This window comes from Streptomyces sp. NPDC015661, from assembly GCF_043077765.1.
Classification (GTDB): domain Bacteria; phylum Actinomycetota; class Actinomycetes; order Streptomycetales; family Streptomycetaceae; genus Streptomyces.
Genome location: NZ_JBIBST010000005.1, coordinates 503,800 through 528,537 on the forward strand (window position 1 = coordinate 503,800; position 24,738 = coordinate 528,537).

A 24,738-nucleotide genomic window follows, 5' to 3' on the forward strand; every position below is an offset into this window, starting at 1 on the left:
TCGTGCGGTGACGGCTATGCCTGCGGGGCGCGCACGCCCAGGTCCTGTTTGGCGTCGATCGCCCGCTGGAGCGCGGTCAACGCCCGCCCGGCCACCGGGAGGCCGGTACGGCGGGCGAGGACGGCGCTGCAGAGCAGGGGTGTGATCACCGCGCCGCTGCCGCGCACCGTGCCCAGATGGCGGACCACGGCGTCGAGGTGCGTCGCGGCCGGTTCCGGGTCGCCGGCCCGCAACGCCCGTACGGCGCGGGCCTGCAGGGCGACGGTGTACTCCGCCCAGGCCTCGGCAGGCGGAAGGGGCACTTCGTCGAGCGCGGGCCCGCCCCCTGCGGCGCCGGACCGTCCTTCACCGGACGCCTCCCGGGCCAGCTCGGCCTGGAGGCGGGACAGCGACGCCTGGCGGGCCATGCCGAGGGCGGCGCAGCGATCGCCCTGGGCGGTCCACCAGCCGGCCGCGGCACCCCAGTCGCCGGAACGGGCCGCCAGGACGGCCCGCCAGCCCGCGATGGTCGCGGCCCCGGTGCCCTGGCCCAGATCGCGCAGCACCTCCTCGGCCTCGTCCATCGCGGAGTCGGCCGCCGCCCGGTCGCCGGACATGTGACGCACCAGCGCCAGCGCGACGCCGGTGGCCGAGCTCAGCAGCCGGGAACCGGCGACCTCCTGATGCAGCCGCTCGCAGTCGGCGAGCGCGGCGGGGACCGGAGTGTCGCCGTTGACCAGGGCCATCGCCAGGTTGGCGTAGACCTCGGTCAGGCCCAGACAGGTCCCGGCGCCGTCGGCCGACCGTTGCGCGGAGCGCAGCGCCCGCTCGGCGGCGGGGTGGTCGCCCGCCCGCAGGGACTGGAGCCCGGCGTACAGGTGTGCCCCGACCCGGGCCTCGGGCTCGGGGGAGGCGACCGCGGCGAGGTAGTGCGGATCGTCCGGTACGGCGGGCGCGTCGCCGGTCAGATAGGTGCGGGAGTACAGCGAGTTGAGGCGGGCGTGAATCCGGGCGGCCGGGGCGGCCCGGTCCGGGTCCGACAGCACCCGCTCGACGCGTTCGAGGGCCGCCTGGGGCATTCCCTGAGTGCCGAGGGCGTACGCCTCCAGGACATCCAGGTCGTGGCCCTGCGCGCGGTCCGTCTCCGCCAGTGCGCGGGCGCGTCCGGTGAGCGTCAGCACCAGCTCGGGTCGCCCGCGGGAGAGGGCGAAGCGGGCGGCGACGCCGAACGCGGTCACGGCGGACTCGGCGGCCCGCGCCGTCCGGTCGGAGCCGGGCTCCACCCCGCGCAACGCGGTGTGCGCCGCCTCCCAGTGTCCGGCCAGCAACTCGGCGACGGCGGGGCGCCGTTCGGCCACCGGTTCCAGGGAGCGGGCGAGCCTGGCGTGCGCGTCGGCGGTCTCGGAGAGCGTCAGCCGCCGCAGTGCCACCTCGGCCACGACCGGAAAGGCCGGGGCCAGGCGGCCCTTGTGGGCGTCGGCGGACTCCACAAGACCGGCTTCGAGGAGGCACGCCGCGGCCGCGGCGACCCTGTCCGGGGCCATCAGGGCGCCCAGGTCTTCCAGGGACAGGTCCCGGCCGGCGGCGGCGAGCAGGACCAGGAGTTCCTGCGCGTCGGCGTCCAGCCGGTCCAGCCGGGCACCGAGCGCGGCGTGCGCGCTGGGTGGCGCCCAGTCGTCGCCGGGCTGGGCGAAGCGGCTCAGGACGACCATCTGCTCGATGTACCGGGGGATGCCGCCGGCCCGTGAGGCGATCTCCTCGGCGGCGGAGTCGGGGGCGGGGAGGGCGCCGGGGGCCGGGTCGCGTCCGGGGGCGCCGGTGCCGGCGGGCCGGGAGCGGTCGGCGGCGGCCGGGTCGTGCTGCGCGGTGAGCAGCCGGTGGGCCAGCCGCCGCGCGTCGGGCCGTCCGAGTGGCGGCACGGTGAGCCGGTGGTCCCCCCGGCCGGCCAGCGCCTCGGGGGCCGAGACGCCGACCAGCAGCACCACGACCGGCCGCCCCGGTGTGGCGGTCAGCTCGTCGAGCAGGTCGGCCAGTGCCCCGGGGGTCCACTCGCTGTGCTCGACCACCAGAAGCAGGGGCCGTGTGCCCCGCAGGCGGTCCAGTGCCGCGGTGAGCGCACGGCCCAGCTCGCCGCGGTCCTGGGCGAGGGCCTGTTCGGCACGAGTGGAGGCGCCGGTCAGCTGCACCGTCACGTCGACCCTGTCGTGGCCCTGCCGTGCGGCGTTCTCGATCTCCTCCAGGAACAGACAGCAGGCCAGCAGGTCGAGTCCGGTCCCGGCGGGCGGGCAGCGCAGGACGGCTGTGGCCAGGCCGGCGCAGTGGTCGAGCGCCTCGGTGACCAGCCGGGACTTGCCCACCCCGGAGGGGCCCCCGACCAGGATCAGGGTCGGGTCGGCGGCAGCGGCGGCCGCGTCGATGCGGGCGGCCAGCTCGCCGACCAGGTCGGCCCTTCCGACGGTGCCCGCGCCGGGGGTCTGGGTGTCGGCCGGACCGACGATCCAGGCCGGGACGGACCGGGCGAAGCCCTTGGCGGTGATCGGTTCGATCGCCCGCAGCGGGAAGTGGTCCTGCAGCTGGAGCCGGGTGGCCAGGTCCACGATCACCCCGTCGTCGGGGGCGTGTCCCTGGAGCCGGGCCGCCCGGTTGAGCACCGAGCCGATGACGAAGCTCGACGTCCGCCCGCTGACCGCGACATGACCGGAGGCGACCGCGCAGCGCACCGGGAAGTCGCCCGCCAGGAGCTCGCCCAGGCCCCGCGCGTACTCGCCGGTGCGGTGCGCGATGGCGGTGGCGGCGGAGACGGCGGTGGCGGCGGCCGACTCGCCGTGCCCCTCGACGCCGAACACGGCGACGACCGCGTCGCCGATGAACTTCTCCACCTTGCCGCCGTAGCCCTCCACCAGCGAGCCGACCAGGGAGAAGTAGCCGTCCAGGACGGCCGCCCACCGGTCGGGTTCGAGGGAGGTGGCCAGCCCGGTGGAGCCGACCACGTCGCAGAAGACGACGGAGACGAAGCGCAGGCCGCTGGCGGGAGTGGCGGGCGGGCCGATCTCCGCTCCGCAGGCCATGCAGAAGCGGGCCGCCGACGGGTTGTCCACACCGCAGCCGGTGCACCGGCTCGCGGTGGTTACGATGGGACCGGTGGGCTTGCTCATGCTGTCCTCCCCGTTCACTGAGCGGCAATCGGGTGGTTCACGACGCTTGCCCCGTCGTGAACCACCCGGTCTCTGCTACGGCCCAGACGTCACCGGTCCGGGGCCGATCCCCTGACGAGGGCCGGCACTACCAGAGGTAGCCACCGCTGGGGTCGGAGAGCGAGTGGCCCTCGACGTCCGAACCCGCGGCCTCGACCCGGGACTTGACGCTCAGCAGGACGTTGATCTCGTCCTCGGTGAGGGACTTGAGCACCGCCTGCTGGGCCTCGTTGGCGTCGTTCAGGGAGAATCCGGCTTCGGCCAGCTTGTCGATCTTGTCTGCCATGGTGATCTCCTCGGTTGACGAGCCCGCGGGTTTCCCGCACGGGGCTCTGGTTTCCCGGTGCGGCGCACCGGAGTTCAGGGGGGCCGGGCCGGTCGTCGGCTCCTCGGCCGGGCCTGCTCCGTCGTCCGTGCCGGACGGCGGAGCGGTGGGCGGTACGCCGCCGAGCTTGGCGGCGACCGCGACAGCGGTGAGCAGGAGGGCGGCGCCCGCCAGCAGCAGGAGGCTTCCGAGCCCGATCCACCCGACCAGGGCGGCCGCCAGCGCGGGGGCCAGCACGTTCAGTACGGCCGGCACGGAATTCATGAGCGCCCATACCCGGCCGGTCAGTTCGACCGGCGTCTCGGAATGTACGACGCTGGGGAAAGTGACCAGAATTCCGGCGCTCGCTATTCCCAGAAGGAAAATAACACACAGCCAGACGGCGGAGTCAATACGCATTTCACGGGAAATCGCGATTCCGATGACGACGATGATGCAGCCGATCACCAGGACCGACCCCGCCATGGTGAGGAAAGGCCGAAGGCGCGCCGCGAAACGTCCCATGAGCAGCGAACCCGTGACCCCGCCCAATCCGACGGCGGACACCATGTAGCCGATGTAGGGCGTGCCCATTCCCAGTGCCGGCACGATCAGGGCGGCCATGGAGTCGTAAAGGAAGACGACGAACATCAGGCTGCACATGACGAACAGAAGGGAACGCAGCAGACGCGATCCGAAGACGTGCTGGAATCCTTCCCCCAGTTCTTTGAAATAGTGCAGATCCGTACTCCGGGAAGGCGACGACGTGGCGCGCAGGGCACGGGCGGCGATCACCCCGACGAGAAACGTGCACGCGTTGGCCGCGAACACCGCCCGGGGCGACATGAAGGCGACCATCAGACCACCGAGCGCGGGCCCGAGGATCTTGACCGACTGCATCGCCGTCTGGAGCAGCACGGTGGCGGCCTGGACACCGTCGGGCGGCACCGAGACCCGCAACTGGATCTGGCCCGCGAGCCCGCCGACCGAGCCCAGCGCCGAACGGACCAGCACCAGCCCGGCCGCCCAGTACACGCCGGGGGCGACCACCAGGCCCAGGGTGAGCCCCGCCTGCACGAGGTCGGTGAGGATCAGCACCCGGCGCGACGGCCGGCGGTCCACCAGCACCGCCAGGAACGGGGTCGCAAGGAGCGGCAGCATGCTCGCGGCCACCACCAGCGCCAGATCGCCCGCGCCGCCGTGCCAGACCGTGGTGACCAGCACCAGCAGCGCCACCTGGTCCAGCCAGTCGCCCAGACCGGAGACCACCGTGCTCGTGTACAGCAGCCGGAAGTCGCGGCCCGCCAGCGGGCCCGGAACCCGCACGCGGCTCATCCGGCCAGGGACACCGGGGCGCGCCGGTGGACCCGGCCGAGTACGTCCTCCATCACCTCGATCAGCCCCCTCATGGAGTGCAGCGCGCTCACACCGAGCAGTTCCTCCTGCGCCGGGTCGAGCGGCAGCCGGTCGATCAGCCGGTGCACGTCGTCGCGGTGCTGCACGTCCAGCTGGGCGTGCCGGGCGATGGTGCGGAACGACGCCTCCGGCAGCCCGGTCCGTGCCGCCAGGTCACCGGCAAGACCGGGACCGGGCGGGTTGCCCTCCAGGACCGCGATGTGCCCCACGAGTGCCACGGGATGCGCATGGCGCAGCCAGTAGTACTGCGAGCCGACCAGCGAGGCGACGGCCGCCCCCGGCAGCGTCGTGCGCAGCGTCCCGGGATCACCCCCGGCCACCGCGTAGTCGTCGGCGACCCACTGGTCGTGCCCGTACTCCTCACGGATGTGCTTGGCCAGGTAGCGGCCCACCAGATCGGCCACCGGGTCGCCCTGGCGGGCCGTGCACTGCTCGACGGCCGCCAGCATCAGCGGCACCGTGGCCCGGATCGTCCCGTGCAGCGTCCTGAGCCACTCCAGGTACACCTGATCGCTGTGCGGATGGGTCCACATCTGCCGGGACGCGGCGTCGACCGCCGGCATCAGCAGCCCGATCTTGCGGCGCAGCGCCTCCGACCTCGTCTGCTCCTCCACCGTCAACCGCCTTCCCTCAGGGCCACGCCGAGTGCTGTCACGGAGTCCGCGGCCCGCCCCGGGCGCCCGGCGATGTCGTACGCCTTCCAGCAACCGCCGCAGACGTTCTCGAAGCGTTCCTCGCGCAGGGCCTCGAAGCCGGGCAGGTCGGCCGCCGCCCCCGGTCCCAGGCGCCCCATCAGCCTCAGCAGCGGATCGTCCCGGAACCCGGTCAGCGCCTGCGCCACGCCCTCGGGCCGCCGGGTCGGGGTACGCAGCGCGGACGGCCCGTGACCGGTGATCAGCCCCTCGTTGCAGCAGGGGATCACCACCCCGTCGTAGCGGACCGTGGGAGAGCCGAGCAGGGTGCACGCCGCCAAGGCCCCCACCTCGTGTCGGCTCCGGATGGCGAAGACCCCCGAGCCCCGTCCGTACCGGAGGGGGGTGATCAGCTTGGTCTCGGCCTCGTCGGCCCACCGCGGGCCGAGCGCCTCGGCCAGCAGCCCCTCGGCCACCCGCGCGCCGCCGCCCGTGTCCAGTTCCTGGACGACGATGCGGCAGCCGGCCCGGTGGGCCGCGCGCAGCGCGCCGACGAACCGCCGGCTCGACACACCGCCCTGGTGGAAGCCGTCCGTGCTCAGGAAGAGCGTGGAGATCCGCGGCAGCAGCCGCCGTACCCAGCCGGGCACCGAGCCGCTCTCGCGCGCCCAGTACCCGCTGGTGAAGACGATGGTCTCCAGACCGGCGTCGGCGAACGCCCCGATCGCGTACGCCAGCGCCCGCTGCTCGGCGAAGGGCTCGCCGCCGGAGACCGCCACCGACCGCAGGCCGGGGAGTGCGACGATCCCGGCGACGACGTCGTGGAACACCTCCCAGTCGGCGACCCTCCCGCCGTCCGCGCGGGCGTCCACCGAGCAGTGCGCACAGCCGACCGGGCACTGGTCGGTGATGTACAGCAGGACCGACTCACCGCGACGGTGGCGCATCGCCTCGGTGTCCGCCAGCGTGGGGCGGCCGCGGACCGCCTCGCTGTCAGCGCGCGTAGGACGGCTGTTCACGGTCCGCCTCCCATCCCAGGGACACCAGGCCGCCGTAGCGGCTGGAGCGGCGGTCCGAGAAGGCGGTCCCGTCCACCTGCTCGACCATGCGGCGGGCGGCGGCCTCCACCTGCCGCCCGGAGTCGCTGCGCAGGTACTCCGTCACCCGCGCCTCGGCCGAGGCGTCTCCGGACAGCGCGACGCAGTTGCCGCACATGCCCTTGTCGCACGGTCCGTCCGAGAACCGGGCGGCCACGAAGCTGGGTCCGAGCACGCGCAGCGCCCGGTACAGCTCCCGGCGCAGGAACTTCTCGCGCAGCTCGGGCCACGAATCGCGGGACGCGTGGCCGAGGATCAGGTGCTCCGGCATGCGCCGCTCCACCAGGTCCTGGTTGCAGCAGGCGTAGACGGTGCCGTCGTACGTGACCAGCGGCCACGTGATCCGGTCGCACGGGTCGACGGGCGCGACCGGGACGCCGGAGGTGGGCGTGGGAGTCAGCCCGCCGAGCTGGCGGCCCCGGCCGATCGGACTCAAGGTGCCCACCAGGATGGGTACTTGGTCGTGGAACTCGCGGCGCACGTCGTCGATCAGGCCCTGGAGGTAGGGGTCGTCGTCCCCCCGCCCGGTGAGCTGGAAGCTCACCTGCGGCACCAGCTCGCGTATGCGGTGCATCGCCCGGAAGACGTCGGCCCGGCCCACCTCGCGTTCGTGGAACTCGTCGAGGCTGGCGGCGAAGTGGTCCACCTCGCGGATCGCCGCGGACACCGGGGCAGGCAGCCCCCGGTTCTCCCGGGCGAACCACATGCCCGACAGCACGTACGAACGGGAACCCACGGACCGGGCGGTGCGGGCGAGGTCGGCGACGAGCGCGGCCCGCAGCAGTGCCTCGCCGCCGGACATCAGCAGCAGGTCCGGCCGGGTCTCGTGGTCGAAGGACTCCACGATCCGGCGGAACGGCGTCTCGGGATGCTGTTCGCTGGTGGTGGAGGAGTCGGTGGAGCAGTGGGCGCACGACAGCGGGCAGCGGCGGGTCAGGGCCAGATAGAGGCCGGCGGCGGGCTTGTTGCGGATGGCGCCGATTTCCAGCAGGTGCACGGAATCACCCCCTTCTCGATGACAGGGCGCTGGCGATCTCCTCGAGCGAGGCGAGCGTCCGCGCGGCATTCGGGTCGTCGGTGCTGGCCAGGTCGGCCACCAGGCTGGTCAGCCGTTCCGCGGCCGCCGCGTGCCGTCCGGCGGGGCCGGGCGGCGGGCCCGCCAGCGCCAGGGCCGCCGCGCACTGGCGCGCCAGCTCCGAGACCAGCTCCAGGCCGGCGGTGGTGCTGCGCGGGCCCAGCACCGGGTCGAGCACCTCCAGAACGCCGAAGACGGACCCGTCGGTGTCCAGCGGCGCGGCGATGATGGCGTTCGGTATCCGGCCGGTGGAGGCCGCGAAGTCCCTGTTGAACTGGGGGTGGTTGTCGAGGTTGTCGGCGATCACCGCCTCCCCGCTCTGGAAGACCCACCCGGCTATGCCGCTGTAGTCGGGGATGCTCCAGCCCACCAGGCTGTCCTCCTGCGGGTCGGAGATGGCCTCCAGGACGAGTGCCCCGCCCGCCGCGTCGTGCAGGAAGACCGACGAGGCGGGGGCGCCGAAGACAAGCCGGGCCAGTCGTACGGTCGAGCGCAACACCTCGTCGCGCCGGGACAGCGGAGAGCCGCTGAGAGGGGCGTCATGCGCCGGATTCGTCATGGCCGGCTCCTTCGGCGGACGGGGTGGATGAGAGGGGCGGGGCGGACGCGTCGGACCGGGCGGGTGAGCCGGGCGGGTCCGGTACGGCGGAAGCGGTGACGGGGGTGGGGGCACGGGGTGGGTCGGACGCGTCGGTGAAGTTGTCCGAGAGGGAGGCGAGCACGTGCTTGACCTCGCTCACCGGAAGATGCGGATGCTTTCCGAGGATGCGGGCCACGAACCCGCTGACATGGGGGGTCGCGAAGCTGTTCCCGGAGAGGAACGACCGGCCGCCGTCCATCCAGGGGACCTCGATTCCGACACCGGCCGCGAAGAACTCGACCGGGGGCTGCGGACTGACCTCGATGCGCTCCGCGTCGGCGATCTCGTGCGACCCGACGGAGATCACCGAGGGGAAGATCCAGGGATAGCTGCGGACCGGGCTGTTGTGCGCCGAGGCCACGATCGCCACCCGGTTGAAGTACGCCTCGTCCGCGATGTCGTGCAGCGAGGCCTTGAAGTCGCCCTTGCGCGAGGAGAGGCTGAGGTTGACGACATGGAAGCGCTCCGCCACCGCCCAGCGCAGGGCGGCCAGCAGCATGTTGCCGTCGCCCGCGAGCCGCGGCCCCAGGATCCGTACGCTGGTCAGGCTCACGTCCGGCGCGATCCGCCGGATGATCGCCGCGCACGCGGTGCCGTGACCGGCGGCGTCGCCCTCGTCGTCCGGGACGATCCGGTAGCTCGGCCGGCCGTCGCCCGCGGCGTCCGGCTCGACGCGTTCCACCGCGTACGACCCCTCCAGGGGCCCGATCTCGGGATGGTCCGGCGTGACTCCGCTGTCGATGACGCAGATCCGGACTCCCGCTCCGCGCGACCCGCCCCAGGCCCATTCCCGGTCCACCGCCGTGGAGGCCGCGACGGATGACCGGTCGACGAGTTCCCCCGCGTTCATGTGGGCGAATCGGATCGTTGCTCGACGAAACGCTGTAGTGGTCAATGGAGCCTTCCGGTCACTCGTGGCTCTCTCGTACGGCGCGTTACCGAACCGTCGGACGTGCCGGACCGTCCCGCTGTCGAACGGCTGAGCGGTGCCCGCGGACCGATTCTGTCCGAGGGCCCGGGCCCTCGGACATCCCAGTTGTCTGGGGTGCTTTCCGGCCGGTCCTGCCCCTCGCGGCGCGGAAACTGACAGTTCTCTGCGTCGGCCGGTCGGCTTGCGCGGGGGAGGGGGGAGGGCCGCCGTGGGTTCGGGTCGTCGGCCTGGTGGGTCTGGACCTTGAGGCGGACGGCGCAGCCGGTGAAGATGGTGCCCAGGAGGCGGGTGCAGACCATGACTGCGGACAAGCGGGCGGGGACCGTCGCGGGGGGCCCGCCCATGGTGACGGTCGGCATCGACCTGGCCGGCTACTCGGGAACGACCGGGGTCTGCCGCGTCACCTGGGCGGAAGAACCAGTCGTCGAAATCCTCGGTGCCCGAAACGACGAAGACCTGCTGACGGCCATGCGGACCGCCGACAAGACCGGCCTGGATGCGCCTCTCGGCTGGCCGGTGGCGTTCGCGTCCCTGCTCGCGGCCCACCAGACCGGCACGAGGCTGCCCGCGCGCTCCCGCTACCTGCCGCACTCGGACGGTCGCGACGGGCTGGGCAGGTTCACTCATCGCCTGACCGACGACGTGGCCTGGAAACGCACCGGGGCGGGGAGACAGCGCCCGCTCTCGGTCGCCGCCGACAAGCTGGGCATCGTCGCCATGCGCGCGGTGGACCTCATGGAACGTCTGGCCGAGGAGGGTCCCCCCATCCCCCGGGACGGCTCCGGCTCGATCGTCGAGGTCTACCCGGCGTTCGCGCTGATTCAGTGGGGGCTTGCGAGCAAGGACAGCTACAAAGGCTCCAAACCCGGCGCGCCGACCGCGCGGGCCGGGATCCTCGCGAACCTCGCCGACGGCTTGGGTCTCCACATCGACGAACACGTGCTCGACCGGTGTACGCGCAGCGACCACGACCTGGACGCCTTGATCTCGGCGGTCGTCGCACGGGCCGCCGCATGCGGAATGACCCATGCGGCGACCACCGAGGAGGAGCGTGCGACGGCCGCGGTCGAGGGCTGGATGCACCTCCCCAGACGAGACGTCCCGCTCATCGCCGTGCGTGCCGGAGCGACTCCGCCTCCGGCGGCACCACACCCCCGCCGCCCGGAGACGTGACCGACGTCCTACCTCCGGGCCGCCCCCGTGGCGCAAGGTGGTCGGCATGACCTCCACCACCCACTCCCGTCTCCTCACCCGCGCGCGGACCGGCGGCCCCCGTGAAGACGGCCCCAAGATCCTGGAGCACGTCCTCGGCTGGACCCTGGTCGTCCTCCTCGCCGTCCTCGTCACCCGGGCCGGGCTCATGTGACCCCACGCCGGTCGACCGGCAACCGTGTGGATCACCGGCGGCCACGTGATCCTCCGGTACGGAACGGGCATACTCCCCCCGATCGCAGCGCCCCGCGCGCCCGGCAGGGAGGAGCGTCCGGCCATGGCCGACAGCACCGCGGACGGCGTGGAGCGCCGGCTGCCCACCGACGAGGCCCGGGAACTGCTCTCCCTGGTGCGTGACATCGCCCGCCGGGAGATCGCCCCGCACGCCGCGGAGGAGGAGGCCGCCGGCCGCTTCCCCCGCGAGCTGTTCGCGCTGCTCTCCCGCTCCGGGCTGCTCGGACTGCCGTACGACCCCGAGTACGGCGGGGGCGGCCAGCCGTACGAGGTCTACCTCCAGGTCCTGGAGGAGCTCGCCGCCGCCCGGCTCACCGTCGGGCTCGGTGTGAGCGTCCACTCCCTGTCCTGCCACGCGCTCGCGGGCTTCGGCACCGAGGAGCAGCGGGCGGCGCACCTGCCCGCGATGCTGGGCGGCGGGCTCCTCGGCGCGTACTGCCTCTCCGAACCCTCCGCCGGCTCGGACGCGGCGGCCCTGCGGACCCGGGCCGTCCGGGACGGTGACGGATGGGTGATCGACGGCACCAAGGCCTGGATCACCCACGGCGGGATCGCGGACTTCTGCACGGTCATGGCCCGCACCGGCGGCCCCGGCGCGCGCGGCATCACCGCCTTTCTGGTGCCGGGGGACGCGCCGGGGCTGAGCGCGGCCCCTCCCGAGCGGAAGATGGGCATGAAGGGCTCGCCCACCGCGCAGCTCCACTTCGACGGGGTGCGGGTGGCGGACGACCGGCGTCTCGGCGCGGAGGGGCAGGGCTTCACGATCGCGCTCGACGCCCTGGACTCGGGGCGGCTCGGCATCGCAGCCTGTGCCGTGGGCCTGGCGCAGGCGGCTCTGGACGAGGCCGTCGCCTACGCGCGGGGGCGTCGCCAGTTCGGCCGGCCGATCGCCGACTTCCAGGGGCTCCGCTTCCTGCTCGCCGACATGGCGACCCGGATCGAGGCCGGCCGGGCGCTGTACCTGGAGGCGGCGCGGCTCAGGGACGAGGGGCGGGCCTTCGGCCGGTGCGCGGCGATGGCCAAGCTCTTCTGCACGGATGCCGCCATGCAGGTCACGACCGACGCGGTGCAGGTGCTCGGCGGATACGGCTACACGGCGGACTTTCCCGTGGAGCGGTATCTGCGCGAGGCGAAGATGCTCCAGATCGTCGAGGGGACCAATCAGATCCAGCGCGTGGTCATCGCCCGTCACCTGGTCGGACCAGAATCCCGCTGACGCGCACGGTGCGGTCCGCCCATACCGGCCCGGCGGCGAGCCGGGTCCACTCCTGGTCGCGGTGGCCGGGCAGGGTGCGGCCCTGGCTCGCCCAGAGGGAGAGCACGTCCCGGTAGATGGGCGGGTCGGCGGGGACGGGGGGTTTCACCTGCGCCGGTCCTCCCGCCTGTCCCTGCGTCGGTACGGGGACCGGGACGGGCACGGGGACGGGCACGGGTACGGGGGGCGGTGCGGGTGCCTGCGTCTGCATCTGTGTCTGCGTCTGTGCGGGCGACGGCACCGGCACGGGTCCCTGTGCGTGCGTCTGTGCGTGCGCCTGTGCCTGTGCCGCCGATGGCGCCGTCGACGGCGCCATCGGCTGAGGAACCGATTCTTCGCCGCGCGGTTCGGCCTGCCGGTGCCGACCGTAACCGCTGGGAGTGGTGTACAGCGTGGTCATGCCCGGACCAACGCGCCCCGGCTGCCGTGGTCACCGCCGAGGGGATTCGAGCGGCAGTTCGCCCGGTACCCGGTGCACGACTCTGGCCCCTCGGGCGGGAACTGACGTACCGTCAGATCCCACTTGCCGATCAGGAGGTCAGCCGTGGACGACGACCGGCCCGTCGCGCTCGACGAATACCCCGTGCACCAGGCACCGCTCTCGATGAAGCACCACGTCAGCGGCGACCGAAACGCCTACGACCGGTGCATCTTCCACGTCTTCGACCACGAAGGCCGAGCCCTGCTCATCGCCGGTCTCGGCGTCTACCCCAACACCGGCGTCGTCGACGCCTACGCCACCCTGCGCACCGGCGACCGGCTGCACGCCGTCCGCGCCTCGGACGCCCTCGGCGACGACCGGATGCGCCTCTCCGTCGGCCCGCTGACCATCACCGTCGACGAACCCCTCAAGCGCCTCTCCCTGACCTGCGCGGCCGATCCCGACGACCCCGACGGGCTCTCCTTCGAGCTCACCTGGACCGGCGACTTCCCCACCGTCTGGGAGCCCCACCACACCCAGCGCCACGGGGGCAGGCTCACCCTCGAAGGCCGCCGCTTCGTCCAGGCCGGGCACTGCACGGGCACCATCAGGGCCGGCGGCGAGGAGTTCACCGTCACGGCGGGGGAGTGGACCGGTACGCGCGACCGCAGCTGGGGCGTCCGCCCCATCCCCGGCGAGGAACCCGGCCGCGCCGCCGAGTTCCGCCCCGAGGGCTTCCACTGGCTCTGGATCCCGATGCGCTTCGAGGACCGCTTCCTCATGGTCATCGCCCAGGAGGACGCCGACGGCTACCGCAGCCTCAACGAGGCCCTGCTCGTACGGAACGGCCGCCGCGACACCCAGCTCGGCTGGCCCCGCACCGAGATCACGTACCGACCCGGCACCCGCCACCCCGAACGGGCCGTCGTCCACCTCACCGACCCGGCCGGGAAGCCCCTGGAGATCGGCGTCGAGATCCTCGCCTCCTCCCCGCTCGCCGTCGGCGCCGGCTACCCGCCCGCCACCGACTGGCAGCACGGCACCTGGCAGGGCCGCGGCTGGACCGACCGCCGCGCCTACGACCTCTCCGACCCCGCGGCCCACCCCATGGCCGCCTACGGCGTCACCGACCACGCGGCCCGCTTCACCCTCGACGGCCGCACCGGCTACGGCATCTTCGAGCACGGCTCCTTCGGCCGCCACGACCCCAGCGGTTTCGCCGACCACACCTCGACAGCCAACTGAGGAGGCCGATGTGGGCACCGCCCAGCGCCCCCGCACCACCACCCGTGACCCCGAGGAGCTCGGCCGGCGGCTCACCGCCTGGCTGGACCGGCACCTGCCCGGGGCCAGGGTCGACGGCCTCGCCGTCCCCGGCTCCAACGGCATGTCCAGCGAGACCCTGCTCTTCGACCTCGACCACCCGGACGCCCCCGTGCGCGGCTGCGCCCTGCGGCTGGCCGCCGACCCCGCCGCGTACACCGTCTTCCCGGTCTACGACATGGCGCGCCAGCACCGGGTGATGCGCCTCGTCGGCGAGCACACCGACGTCCCCGTGCCGCGCGTGCTCTGGCTGGAGGAGGACCCGGAACCGCTCGGCGCGCCCTTCTTCGTGATGGCCCGCGCCGAGGGCCGCGTCCCGCCGGACGTCATGCCCTACACGTACGAGGGGAACTGGCTGCACGCCGCCACCGACGCCGAACGCGCCCACCTGGAGGCCGAGTCCGTCTCCGTACTGGCCAGGCTGCACGACCAGTTCCCCGCGAAGGAAGCCGAGTTCCTGCTCCAGGACGGGGCCGGAAGCCCGCTGCGCCGTCACGTCGACGCCCAACGCGCCTACTACGCCTGGGTGGTGGAGGGCCTCGCGCCCTCGCCGCTCATCGAGTCGGCCTTCGACTGGCTGGAGGAGCACTGGCCGGCCGACGAGGGCCCCGCCGTCCTCGGCTGGGGCGACGCCCGCATCGGGAACATCGTCTACGACGGGTTCACGCCCGCCGCCGTCCTCGACTGGGAGATGGCGTCGTACGTCCCGCGCGAGGTCGACCTCGGCTGGACCGTCTACCTGCACCGCTTCTTCCAGGACCTGACCGTCGCCTTCGGCCAGCCCGGCCTCCCGGACTTCCTGCGGCGCGACGCGATCGAGCGGCGGTACGCGGAACTGACCGGGCACACCCCGCGCGACATGGAGTTCCACACGCTCTACGCGGCCCTGCGGCACGCGATCGTGATGCTCAGGATCGCGTACCGCCAGGCCCACTTCGGTGAGGTCGAGGTGCCCGGTGACCCGGACGGGCTGATCCTGCACCACGCCACGCTCGCGGCGATGGTGCGGGGAAGCTACTGGTAGCCGGACGGCTCAGGCCGCGCGCCGCATCTGCGGCACCCGGATCGGACGCGAGCCCGGACCGCCGACGTGCGAGAAAGGCTGCGTGCGCCAGTCGAGGCCCTGGGGGAGCGTCAGGAGCAGCGCGGTGTCCTGCTCCTGCACGCCCAGGCCGTCGTCGGCGGGGCGGGCCTCGGAGGCGGCGAGGCCCGTGCCCGGGCAGACCGTCAGGACGAAGGGGTTCCACGGCGTCGGGCAGAGGGCGTGCTCCGGCAGCGCGTCCTCGTCCGCGAGCAGCGCGATCGGCTGCACGCACTCCGGGCAGACGACCCGGAACATCTCAAAGGTGTCGTACGCGTCGAGCTCGTCGGACGTGTCGACCGAATCAACAGGCTCCTGCATTGGGAATCTCCCCCTCGGCTGGGTCGGCCGGATCTGTGCGGCCTCGACCACAGCAAGCACTTCCCATGCGGAACTCCGCATAACCGTGAGGCGAGACTTCGGGCCCGGCGCAAACCTGTGGCGTTCGTCACATGCCTGTCGCAGGTGCCCCGTGACAGCCCATAGCGCCCTATATGGGCCGCCCCCGGCCGTGCCCGATTCCCTCCGGGGTCATAGGGTCACCGCATGGAGGAGCTGGATCGTCAGATCGTGGAGTTGCTCGTCAAGGACGGGCGCATGAGCTACACCGACCTGGGCAAGGCCACCGGCCTGTCCACGTCGGCGGTGCATCAGCGCGTCCGCCGCCTGGAGCAGCGCGGTGTCATCCGCGGCTATGCCGCCGTCGTCGACCCGGAGGCCGTGGGCCTGCCGCTCACCGCGTTCATCTCGGTCAAACCCTTCGATCCCAGCGCCCCGGACGACACCCCCGACCGGCTCGCCGACATCCCGGAGATCGAGGCCTGCCACAGCGTCGCGGGTGACGAGAACTACATCCTCAAGGTCCGCGTCGCCACCCCGCTGGAGCTGGAGCACCTGCTCACCCGCATCCGCTCCCAGGCCGGCGTCTCCAGCCGCACGACCGTCGTCCTGTCCACGCCGTACGAGGCCAGGCCGCCGCGCATCTGACACGTCGGGACCCTCTCGGGGGACCTGCCGGACAAACCGGGTCCCGGCAGGTCCTAGCCTGGTGGGCATGAGTGAGTCCATGCCTCCTGCGTCTCCCGGCGACCACCGCACCGTGCTGCTGCGCGGTGGAGAGGTCCACAGCCCCGCCGATCCCTTCGCCACCGCCATGGTGGTGGAGCGCGGGCACGTCGCCTGGGTGGGCTCGGAGGGCGCGGCCGACGCCTTCGCGTCCGGCGTGGACGAGGTCGTCGACCTGGAGGGCGCGCTCGTCACCCCGGCCTTCGTCGACGCGCACGTGCACACCACCGCCACCGGTTTCGCCCTCACCGGGCTCGACCTGTCCTCCGCCGCGTCGCTCGCCGAGGCCGCGGAGCTGATCCGGGCCCACGCCGCCGCCCGCCCCGAGGACCGCATCCTCATCGGCCACGGCTGGGACGCCTCCCGCTGGCCCGAGCGCCGTCCGCTCACCCGCGCCGAGCTCGACGAGCTCACCGGCGGCCGCCCGCTCTACCTGACCCGGATCGACGTCCACTCGGCCGTCGTCACCACCGCCCTCCTCGACCTCGTGCCCGGCGTCCGCGACCTCGACGGCTTCCACGACGGGCAGCGGCCGCTCACCGGCGACGCCCACCACGCCGTGCGCGCGGCCGCCTTCGCCGCCGTGTCGCCGCAGCAGCGCACCGAGGCCCAGCGCGCCGCCAGGCTCAAGGCCGCGTCCCTCGGCATCGGCACCCTCCACGAGTGCGGCGGACCGCAGATCTCCTCCGAGGAGGACTTCACCGGGCTCCTGGACCTCGCGCGCGAGGAGGCCGGGCCCAGGGTCGTCGGCTACTGGGCCGACCTCGACGTCGAGCGGGCGCGGGCCCTGGGCGCCCTCGGCGCGGCCGGCGACCTCTTCGCCGACGGCTCGCTCGGCTCCCACACGGCCTGCCTCCACGAGCCGTACGCCGACCACACCGGGCACCGCGGCTCGGCCCACCTGGACGCGGCCACCATCGCCCTGCACGTCGTCGCCTGCACCGAGGCGGGCCTCCAGGCCGGTTTCCACGCCATCGGCGACGCCGCGGTGACCGCCGTCGTCGAGGGCGTCAGGGCCGCCGCCGAGAAGCTCGGCCTGGCCCGTGTCCGGGCCGCCCGGCACCGCGTCGAGCACGTCGAGATGCTCACCCCCGAGACGATCGCCGCGTTCGCCGAGCTGGGCCTCACCGCCTCCGTCCAGCCCGCCTTCGACGCCCTCTGGGGCGGCGAGGAGGGGATGTACGCCGACCGGCTCGGCGCCGAGCGGGCCCGCACCCTCAACCCGTACGCGGCGCTCCTGCGCGCCGGTGTGCCGCTGGCCTTCGGCTCCGACAGTCCGGTCACCCCGCTCGACCCCTGGGGCACCGTCCGGGCCGCCGCCTTCCACCGGACCCCCGAGCACCGGATCTCCGCCCGCGCCGCCTTCACCGCCCACACCCGGGGCGGCTGGCGGGCCGTGGGCCGGGACGACGCGGGGACGCTGGTCCCCGGCGCCCCCGCCGACTACGCGGTCTGGCGCACCGAGGAGCTCGTCGTCCAGGCGCCCGACGACCGGGTCGCCCGCTGGTCCACCGACCCCCGGTCCGGAACGCCCGGTCTGCCCGATCTGTCGCCCGGTGTCGAACTCCCCGTCTGCCTGCGCACGGTGGTGTACGGGCAGACCGTGTTCGTACGGCCGAACGAGTGATGTGGGGACATTCCGCACCCCGTACCGCGGTCCCGCACGCTTGTCCCCGACCTGCGGATCTTCCCCTCCGGCCTGGGCTTTTGGGGAGTCTTCGCAGGTCAAGCGGGTGTTGACAGTCGCCGGTCGGGGACGGGTAGGTTCACGGCGTCCACCACAGGACGTCCGACCGGACCGCACCTCCACGCCGTAGCCGAACGCCGCCCGCGCCTCGGCCGCGAGGGAAGGTTTCTCCGGCGGAAGGTGCGACCCGGGTGGGGCCCGGACGTTCAGTAGACAACGGCTCTCGGTCGACCCGCAGCCAGCGGATCCCAGGTCGGACCGAAGGACGCCGGGCCCCGCACCGCACGTCACCCGGGGTGCGCCCCACGGGACCCGCCGCCTCACCCGTCCCACCCGACCCCGCCGCGCCGGAGCACTCCGGGGACCTCGCTATGGTGGGGGCCTGCGTATGTATCCGAAGGGGCAGTAGTGAACGACGGTGGCCAGAGGCGTTACGGCCCGCTCGGCAAGGCCTTGGTGATCATTCCGACCTACAACGAGGCGGAGAACATCAAGCCGATCGTCGCGCGGGTGCGGGAAGCCGTACCCGAGGCGCACGTTCTCGTCGCCGACGACAACAGCCCCGACGGCACGGGCAAGTTCGCGGACGAGATCGCGTCCGAGGACGACCATGTGCACGTCCTCCACCGCAAGGGCAAGGAGGGGCTCGGCGCCGCCTACCTCGCCGGCTTCCGGTGGGGCATCGAGCAGGGCTACGGCGTCCTCGTCGAGATGGACGCCGACGGCTCCCACCAGCCCGAGGAGCTCCCGCGGCTGCTCACCGCCCTCAAGGGCGCGGACCTGGTCCTCGGCTCCCGCTGGGTGCCGGGCGGCCGCATCGTGAACTGGCCGAAGTCCCGCGAGTTCATCTCCCGGGGCGGCAGCCTCTACTCGCGCGTGATGCTCGACGTGCCGATCCGCGACGTCACCGGCGGCTACCGGGCCTTCCGCAAGGAGACCCTGGAGGGCCTGGGCCTGGAGGACGTGGCCTCGGCCGGCTACTGCTTCCAGGTCGACCTGGCGCGCCGCGCGATCGCCGCCGGCTTCCATGTCGTCGAGGTCCCGATCACCTTCGTGGAGCGCGAGATCGGCGACTCGAAGATGAGCCGCAACATCGTCGTCGAGGCGCTGTGGCGGGTCACCGGCTGGGGCCTCACGGCGCGCGCGGAGAAGGTCGGCAAGCTGCTCGGCCGCAAGTCCTCCTGACCTCCGTCAGGGCCGCGTACTGATCTTTCCTTTACGACGTTCCGGCGGGGCGCCAGGCACACTGGGCACCATGACGACCGGCGCACCGCCTCCCCTCGCCCCGAAGCGCTCACGCGCGCGTACGTACCTTCCTCTCGGCGCCGCCGCCTGGCTGGTCCTGGAGATCTGGCTGCTCACGGTGGTGGCCAACGCTGCGGGCGGGCTGACCGTCCTCGCCCTGCTCGTCGGCGGCGCCGTGCTCGGTGCCGCCGTCGTCAAGCGGGCGGGCCGCCGTGCCTTCCGCAACCTCACCTCGACCTTCCAGCAGGCCCAGGCGGCCGCGCAGACGGGCGTGGCGCCCTCGCCCGCCGACCGGGCCGGCGCGGACGACCGCAACGGCTTCCTGATGCTGGGCGGCCTGCTCCTGATGATCCCCGGCCTGCTCTCGGACGCGGCCGGCCTGCTCCTGCTGATCCCGCAGGTCCGCTCGTTCCTCGGGCGGTACGCGGAGAAGGCCGTCGAGCGCCGGATGGGCGCCGCGCCTCCCGGCAGCCTCCAGGACGCCTTCCAGCAGGCCCGTATCCACCGGCCCGACGGCAAGGTGGTCCAGGGTGAGGTCATCCGCGAGGACGCGCCCCAGGGCCCGCGCCGGGCCGACGAGCAGCGCCCGCCCCTGATGCCCTGACCTCACCCCTGCCCCGGAGCTTTCCCGGCAAGGCTCCGGGGCAGCTGTGTCCCCGAGCTTTCCCAGGAAGGCTCCGGGGCGGCTGTGTCCCGCTTCGCGGTCGCGGGAAACGTTCCGGGCACGCGGGACAGGCACGTGGAACGCCGCGGGGCCCGGTACACGATGTGTGTACCGGGCCCCGCGGCGTTGTGCTCGTGCGGCGGACCGCTAGGCCGACTTGCGGCTGTCGCGCGGATGCACGGCGATGTTCATGGCGCCGGAGCGCAGGACGGCCAGCCTCTCGGCGAGGACCTCCTCCAGCTCCTCGCGGGTGCGCCGCTCCATGAGCATGTCCCAGTGCGTACGCGCAGGCTTGCCCTTCTTCTCCTCAGGTCCGTCCCCGTCCACCAGGAGTGCCTGGATTCCGCAGACCTTGCACTCCCACTCCGGCGGAATCTCCGCCTCGACCGAGAAGGGCATCTCAAAACGATGTCCCTTCTCGCATGCGTACTCCACCGCCTGGCGCGGGGCCAGATCGATGCCGCGGTCGGTCTCGTAGCTCGTCACCACGAGGCGCGTGCCGCGAAGAGCTCGCTCACTCATGAATCGTGCCTCCCGGGCTTGTCGCCCACAGGACAGGTGTCGCTGTCGTCGTTATCCGGTCAACGTCCGGTCGGCGGTAAAGATTCCCGTGCCGGGTCATGCGTCGCCCGTCGTGCCGCCCCTTGTTGTACCCACCAGTGCCCGTTTTGTCACATCTGACGGCAGATGTGACCCGGTGTCTTCACCAAAGCAGCACGCAGTAACGGTCCGCCTGGCAGGCCAAACGCGTACACTACCGCCCTTTCACCGCCACGTCTAAATACGGTCGGGTATCGGGTTCCCCGCGGCCTCCACCGCACGCCGGACGGGGACCCGGGCGAGCAGCGTGAAACCGACGGCGAAGAAGATCACCAGGGAGATGATGGCATCCCGGTAGCTTCCGGTCAGCTGATACGCGAGACCGAACACGAGCGGACCCAGCCAGCTGAGCCCGCGGTCGCTCATCTCGTACGCCGAGAAGTACTCCGCCTCCTTGCCGCGCGGCACCAGATGCGAGAACAGCGAGCGCGACAGGGCCTGGCTGCCGCCCAGGACGAGGCCGATCGCGGCCGCCAGGCAGAAGAAGAACACCGGAGAGTCTGCCGGCAGGAAGTAGCCCGCCGCCAGGATCAGCGTCCAGACCGCCAGCGAGGCCAGAATCGTCTGCTTGGCGCCGTACACCCGGGCGAGTCGCCCCATCCCCAGGGCGCCCGCCACCGCGAGCACCTGGACGAGGAGGACGGCCGTGATCAGCGTCGTCTGGTCCAGACCCAGCTCCTCGGAGCCGTACACGGAGGCCTGGGAGATCACCGTCTGCACGCCGTCGTTGTAGATCAGGTAGGCGAGGAGGAAGGAGAGCGTCAGCGGGTGCCGGCGCATGTCCTTCAGCGTCGCCCGCAGCTGGCGCCAGCCACTGCCCACCGCGCCCTCGCCGGTTCGCCCCGCCCCTTCCGGGCGGACCTGCCGGTCGCGCAGCCGGCGCAGCGGCACGAGCGTGAAGGCGCCCCACCACACACCGGCCGAGGCCAGGCAGATCCGGACCGCCTCGCCCTCCGTGAGGCCGAAGGAGTCGTGGCCCGAGTACAGGACCAGGTTCAGGACGAGGACCAGCGCGCCGGACGTGTAGCCGAAGGCCCAGCCGCGCGAGGACACCGCGTCCCGCTCGTCGGGCTCCGCGATCTGCGGCAGATAGGCGTTGTAGAGCACCATCGAGACCGACAGTGACGCGTTCGCCACGATCAGCAGGAAGGCGCCGAGGAGATAGCGCTCGCCCCCGAGGAAGAACATCCCCGTCGTGGCCGCCGCCCCCACGTACGCCGCCGCCGCGAGCAGCGGCTTCTTCCGGCCCGTGCGGTCGGCAGCCGCGCCCACCAGGGGCATCACCAGGACCGCCACCACGATCGACACGGACACGGCGTACGCGAAGAGCGAGCCCGCCCGCACCGGGATCCCCAGCGGGTGCACGAAGCCGTCGGCGTCCGCCGCCGCCCGAGCCACCGAGGTCAGGTACGGGCCGAGGAAGACGGTGAGCACGCTCGTCGAGTACACCGAGCACGCGAAGTCGTAGAAGTACCAGCCCCGCTGCTCGCGCCGCCGCTCGGCGGGACCGGCGGTGTACTCCTCCGGTTCGGTGGTGTCAGCGGTCACGGCCGCGCCCTCCTCGTTCGTCCCCGTGGCCCGGACGCGGCTCAGATCCACGCTCCCCGGTCGGTGAGCACGCCGCGCAGCGTCTCCAGGTGATCGGTCATGATGCCATCGACACCCAGGTCGAGGAGAGAGTTCATCCGGTCCGGATCGTTCACGGTCCACACGTGGACCTGGAGCCCGCGCGCGTGCGCCTCCCGGACGAACCGGCGGTCGACCACGGGGATCCCCGCCTGCCGCTCGGGCACCTGGGCCGCCACGGCTCCGGCCCGCAGCGCCGCCGGGATCCCCCAGGAGCGCAGTCGCAGCCCGGCCACCCCGCGCACCCCGTACGAGGTGGCGAGCCGGGGACCGGCGAGACGCTGGGCCCGCGCCACCCGGGACTCGGTGAAGGAGCCCACACAGACCCGGTCCCAGGCGCCGGTCCTGCGGATCAGGTCGACGAGCGGGCCGAGGGCCGACTCGGTCTTGAGGTCCACGTTCCAGCGGGCCCCGGGGAACTCCTCCAGGAGGTCCGCGAAGAGCGGCAGGGGCTCCTCGCCGGCCACTCGGGCCTCCCGCACCGCCGCCCACGGCAGGTCGCGGATCCGGCCCGAGGTGTCCGTCACACGGTCGAGGGTCGCGTCGTGGAAGGCCACGAGCACCCCGTCGGACGTGGTGTGCACATCGGTCTCGAAGTAGCGGTAGCCCGCCGCGGCGGCCCGGCGGAAGGCGGCCGCGGTGTTCTCCAGGCCGTTCGCCGTGCCGCCGCGATGGGCGAACGCGAGAGGGGAGGGATGGTCGAGGTAGGGGTGGCGTACGCGAGTCACGGCCGCAGTATGGCGCCTTCCGGTGTCCCGGTGGCGACCTCGGAGGGGACGGGGGCCGGATCCGGGACGGCGAACCGGCGCAGGAAGAACTGGGCGAGCGGTCCGATCGCGAGGGCGTAGAGGACCGTGCCGACGCCGACCGAGCCGCCGAGCAGGAAGCCGGTGGCGACCACCACCACCTCGATCGCCGTCCGCACCAGCCGGATGGACCGGCCGGTGAGCCGGTGCAGACCGGTCATCAGGCCGTCACGCGGACCGGGCCCGAACCGCGCCGCGATGTACAGACCGGTCGCGACCCCGTTGAGGACGATGCCGAGCAGGAGCACCGGCACCTGCTCGACCAGACCGTCGACGTCCGGGACGAGCGCCAGGGTGCCGTCCATCGCCAGTCCGATCACGAACACGTTGGAGACCGTGCCGAGCCCGGGCCGCTGCCGGATCGGGACCCACAGGAGCAGCACCACCGCACCGACGATGATCGACACCACGCCGATGGTCAGCCCGGTCTTCTCGGCGAGACCCTGGTGGAGGACGCCCCAGGGCTCCAGGCCGAGCCCGCTGCGCACCAGCAGCGCCGAGCTGACCCCGTACAGCGTCAGTCCGGCGTACAGCTGGACGAGCCGACGGGTGAGGTGCCGGCCGTGGAGGCCGGAGGCGATGGACAAGGAACTGCCCCCCAAGGTGGTGGTAGTGGACTGGCTCATGACACTCTGTGGCGGGGGATCGGATGTCGCCCATGGCCAATTCGAGGAAGGTGGACTGATTTCCATGGCTCAGTGGACTTCGGCGGTGGGACCGGCTCAGCTCGCCCGGCAGCTCCAGGCGCAGCAGCCCCGGCCCGCCGGACCCGGCGCCCGCAAGCCGCCCGCCTACCGCGCCCTGGCCGACGGCATCCGGCTGCTCGTCCTGGAGGGCCGCGTCCCGGTCGCCGCCCGCCTGCCCGCCGAGCGGGAACTCGCCGTCGCGCTCACCGTCAGCCGCACCACCGTCGCCGCGGCCTACGAGGCGCTGCGTTCCGAGGGCTTCCTGGAGTCACGGCGCGGCGCCGGCAGCTGGACCGCCGTGCCCGCCGGGAACCCGCTGCCCGCGCGCGGCCTCGAACCCCTGCCGCCCGAGTCCCTCGGCTCGATGATCGACCTCGGCTGCGCGGCACTGCCCGCGCCCGAGCCCTGGCTCACCCGGGGCGTCCAGGGCGCCCTGGAGGAGCTGCCGCCCTACGCCCACACGCACGGGGACTACCCGGCCGGGCTGCCCGCGCTCCGGCAGATGCTCGCCGACCGGTACACCGCGCGCGGGATCCCCACCATGCCCGAGCAGATCATGGTCACGACCGGCGCCATGGGCGCCATCGACGCCATCTGCCACCTCTTCGCGGGCCGCGGCGAGCGGATCGCCGTCGAGTCGCCCTCGTACGCCAACATCCTCCAGCTGATGCGTTCGGCGGGCGCCCGGCTGGTGCCCGTCGCCATGGCCGAGGGCCTCGGCAGCTGGGACCTGCCCCGCTGGCGGCAGGTGCTGCGGGACGCGGCGCCCCGCCTCGCGTACGTCGTCGCCGACTTCCACAACCCGACCGGCGCGCTCGCCGACGAGGACCAGCGGCGCCAGCTGGTCGAGGCGGCCCGCTCGGCCGGCACGGTCCTCGTCGTCGACGAGACCATGGCCGAGCTGCACCTGGACGAGGACCTGGAGATGCCGCGGCCGGTCTGCGCCTTCGACCCGGCGGGCGCCACCGTCCTCACGGTCGGCTCGGCCAGCAAGGCCTTCTGGGCGGGCATGCGGATCGGCTGGGTCCGGGCCGCGCCCGACGTCATCCGTTCCCTGGTGGCCGCGCGCGCGTACGCCGACCTGGGCACCCCCGTCCTGGAGCAGCTCGGTGTGAACTGGCTGATGCGGACGGGCGGCTGGGAGGAGGCCGTGAGCCTCCGCCGCGAGCAGGCCAGGGAGAACCGCGACGCGCTCGTCGCCGCCGTCCGCCGGGAGCTCCCGGAGTGGGAGTTCGCGGTCCCGCGCGGCGGTCTGACCCTCTGGGTCCGCACCGGCGGCCTGTCCGGTTCCCGGCTCGCGGAGGCGGGCGAGCGGGTCGGCGTCCGCGTCCCCTCCGGTCCCCGCTTCGGCGTCGACGGCGCCTTCGAGGGCTTCGTCCGGCTGCCCTTCACGGTCGGCGGCCCGGTCGCCGACGAGGCGGCCGTCCGGCTGGCCGCCGCGGCCCGCCTGGTCGAGTCCGGCGCCGGCAGCGGGGGAACGGAACCGCCGCGGTCGTTCGTGGCGTAGCCGGTCACGCCGACACGTACGAAGGGTCCCCACGCGCGTGCGTGGGGACCCTTCGTAC

At 73.1% G+C, this 24,738-nt stretch carries 23 protein-coding genes; 10 read left to right on the forward strand and 13 right to left on the reverse strand.

From position 1 onward, the window contains the following. Positions 1–14 precede the first annotated feature (14 nt). The 7 genes from ACF07V_RS16840 to ACF07V_RS16870 form a co-directional block, all read right to left on the reverse strand. Positions 15–3,134 (reverse strand): AAA family ATPase, encoded by a 3,120-nt coding sequence (locus tag ACF07V_RS16840; protein ID WP_392154824.1) that lies wholly within the window; start codon positions 3,132–3,134, stop codon positions 15–17. 127 nt (positions 3,135–3,261) lie between these two features. Next, on the reverse strand, positions 3,262–4,812 hold the full coding sequence (locus ACF07V_RS16845) for an MFS transporter (protein ID WP_392154826.1): 1,551 nt from the start codon (positions 4,810–4,812) through the stop codon (positions 3,262–3,264). Beyond that, positions 4,809–5,507, reverse strand: coding sequence for an iron-containing redox enzyme family protein (locus tag ACF07V_RS16850; protein WP_392154828.1), 699 nt, complete (start codon positions 5,505–5,507; stop codon positions 4,809–4,811). The genes ACF07V_RS16845 and ACF07V_RS16850 overlap by 4 nt, the downstream gene beginning before the upstream one ends. Positions 5,508–5,509: 2 nt before the next feature. Beyond that, positions 5,510–6,544, reverse strand: a complete 1,035-nt coding sequence (locus ACF07V_RS16855) for a radical SAM protein (protein WP_392154829.1) — start codon at positions 6,542–6,544, stop codon at positions 5,510–5,512. Continuing rightward, positions 6,519–7,619 carry a radical SAM/SPASM domain-containing protein gene (locus ACF07V_RS16860; protein WP_392154830.1) on the reverse strand — a complete coding sequence of 367 codons (1,101 nt, stop codon included), beginning with the start codon at positions 7,617–7,619 and terminating at the stop codon, positions 6,519–6,521. The genes ACF07V_RS16855 and ACF07V_RS16860 overlap by 26 nt, the downstream gene beginning before the upstream one ends. Before the next feature lie 4 nt (positions 7,620–7,623). Then, positions 7,624–8,256, reverse strand: coding sequence for a GAF domain-containing protein (locus ACF07V_RS16865; protein WP_392154831.1), 633 nt, complete (start codon positions 8,254–8,256; stop codon positions 7,624–7,626). Beyond that, positions 8,237–9,187, reverse strand: a complete 951-nt coding sequence (locus ACF07V_RS16870; protein ID WP_392154833.1) for a S8 family serine peptidase — start codon at positions 9,185–9,187, stop codon at positions 8,237–8,239. The genes ACF07V_RS16865 and ACF07V_RS16870 overlap by 20 nt, the downstream gene beginning before the upstream one ends. A 423-nt stretch (positions 9,188–9,610) precedes the next feature. Here ACF07V_RS16870 and ACF07V_RS16875 point away from each other — a divergent pair, with 423 nt between their 5' ends. The 3 genes from ACF07V_RS16875 (at position 9,611) to ACF07V_RS16885 (ending at position 11,930) form a co-directional block, all read left to right on the forward strand. Next, positions 9,611–10,441, forward strand: a complete 831-nt coding sequence (locus tag ACF07V_RS16875; protein WP_392154834.1) for a DUF429 domain-containing protein — start codon at positions 9,611–9,613, stop codon at positions 10,439–10,441. Between the two features lie 46 nt (positions 10,442–10,487). Then, positions 10,488–10,634 (forward strand): SCO1431 family membrane protein, encoded by a 147-nt coding sequence (locus ACF07V_RS16880; RefSeq protein WP_392154836.1) that lies wholly within the window; start codon positions 10,488–10,490, stop codon positions 10,632–10,634. Between the two features lie 123 nt (positions 10,635–10,757). After that, positions 10,758–11,930, forward strand: coding sequence for an acyl-CoA dehydrogenase family protein (locus tag ACF07V_RS16885; protein WP_392154837.1), 1,173 nt, complete (start codon positions 10,758–10,760; stop codon positions 11,928–11,930). Here the strand turns inward: ACF07V_RS16885 and ACF07V_RS16890 are convergent. After that, positions 11,893–12,078, reverse strand: coding sequence for a hypothetical protein (locus tag ACF07V_RS16890; protein WP_392154839.1), 186 nt, complete (start codon positions 12,076–12,078; stop codon positions 11,893–11,895). The two genes, ACF07V_RS16885 and ACF07V_RS16890, sit on opposite strands and share 38 nt — an antisense overlap. Before the next feature lie 495 nt (positions 12,079–12,573). On the opposite strand from ACF07V_RS16890, the gene ACF07V_RS16895 reads away from it, so the two are divergent. Continuing rightward, on the forward strand, positions 12,574–13,635 hold the full coding sequence (locus ACF07V_RS16895; protein WP_392154933.1) for a hypothetical protein: 1,062 nt from the start codon (positions 12,574–12,576) through the stop codon (positions 13,633–13,635). Positions 13,636–13,645: 10 nt separating this feature from the next. Then, positions 13,646–14,737, forward strand: coding sequence for a phosphotransferase family protein (locus tag ACF07V_RS16900; RefSeq protein WP_392154841.1), 1,092 nt, complete (start codon positions 13,646–13,648; stop codon positions 14,735–14,737). Between the two features lie 9 nt (positions 14,738–14,746). Here the strand turns inward: ACF07V_RS16900 and ACF07V_RS16905 are convergent, their stop codons facing one another. Continuing rightward, positions 14,747–15,115, reverse strand: coding sequence for a hypothetical protein (locus tag ACF07V_RS16905; protein ID WP_392154843.1), 369 nt, complete (start codon positions 15,113–15,115; stop codon positions 14,747–14,749). Between the two features lie 225 nt (positions 15,116–15,340). Here ACF07V_RS16905 and ACF07V_RS16910 point away from each other — a divergent pair, with 225 nt between their 5' ends. From ACF07V_RS16910 to fxsA, 4 genes are all read left to right on the forward strand, one after another. Further along, positions 15,341–15,781 carry an Lrp/AsnC family transcriptional regulator gene (locus ACF07V_RS16910; RefSeq protein WP_030691308.1) on the forward strand — a complete coding sequence of 147 codons (441 nt, stop codon included), beginning with the start codon at positions 15,341–15,343 and terminating at the stop codon, positions 15,779–15,781. A gap of 67 nt (positions 15,782–15,848) precedes the next feature. After that, positions 15,849–17,486, forward strand: coding sequence for an amidohydrolase (locus ACF07V_RS16915; protein WP_392154845.1), 1,638 nt, complete (start codon positions 15,849–15,851; stop codon positions 17,484–17,486). Positions 17,487–17,954: 468 nt separating this feature from the next. Then, the gene (locus ACF07V_RS16920; protein ID WP_392154846.1) at positions 17,955–18,731 is read left to right on the forward strand and encodes a polyprenol monophosphomannose synthase; all 777 of its coding nucleotides are present in this window, start codon (positions 17,955–17,957) and stop codon (positions 18,729–18,731) included. A gap of 70 nt (positions 18,732–18,801) precedes the next feature. Then, the gene (gene fxsA, locus ACF07V_RS16925; protein WP_392154848.1) at positions 18,802–19,395 is read left to right on the forward strand and encodes an FxsA family membrane protein; all 594 of its coding nucleotides are present in this window, start codon (positions 18,802–18,804) and stop codon (positions 19,393–19,395) included. A 207-nt stretch (positions 19,396–19,602) separates the two neighbouring features. Here fxsA and ACF07V_RS16930 read toward each other — a convergent pair whose 3' ends face one another. From ACF07V_RS16930 to ACF07V_RS16945, 4 genes are all read right to left on the reverse strand, one after another. Continuing rightward, positions 19,603–19,977, reverse strand: coding sequence for an RNA polymerase-binding protein RbpA (locus ACF07V_RS16930; protein WP_015032218.1), 375 nt, complete (start codon positions 19,975–19,977; stop codon positions 19,603–19,605). A gap of 255 nt (positions 19,978–20,232) precedes the next feature. Further along, entirely contained in the window at positions 20,233–21,603 is a 1,371-nt protein-coding gene (locus ACF07V_RS16935) for an MFS transporter (protein WP_392154849.1), read from the reverse strand. A gap of 41 nt (positions 21,604–21,644) precedes the next feature. After that, positions 21,645–22,409, reverse strand: a complete 765-nt coding sequence (locus ACF07V_RS16940; protein WP_392154850.1) for a glycerophosphodiester phosphodiesterase — start codon at positions 22,407–22,409, stop codon at positions 21,645–21,647. Beyond that, positions 22,406–23,074 carry a YitT family protein gene (locus tag ACF07V_RS16945; protein WP_392154851.1) on the reverse strand — a complete coding sequence of 223 codons (669 nt, stop codon included), beginning with the start codon at positions 23,072–23,074 and terminating at the stop codon, positions 22,406–22,408. Before ACF07V_RS16945 ends, ACF07V_RS16940 begins: the two co-directional genes overlap by 4 nt. 103 nt (positions 23,075–23,177) lie before the next feature. Here ACF07V_RS16945 and ACF07V_RS16950 point away from each other — a divergent pair, with 103 nt between their 5' ends. Continuing rightward, positions 23,178–24,680: a PLP-dependent aminotransferase family protein gene (locus tag ACF07V_RS16950; protein WP_392154852.1), complete on the forward strand. Its 1,503-nt coding sequence runs from the start codon at positions 23,178–23,180 to the stop codon at positions 24,678–24,680. The last annotated feature ends 58 nt before the right edge of the window (positions 24,681–24,738 follow it).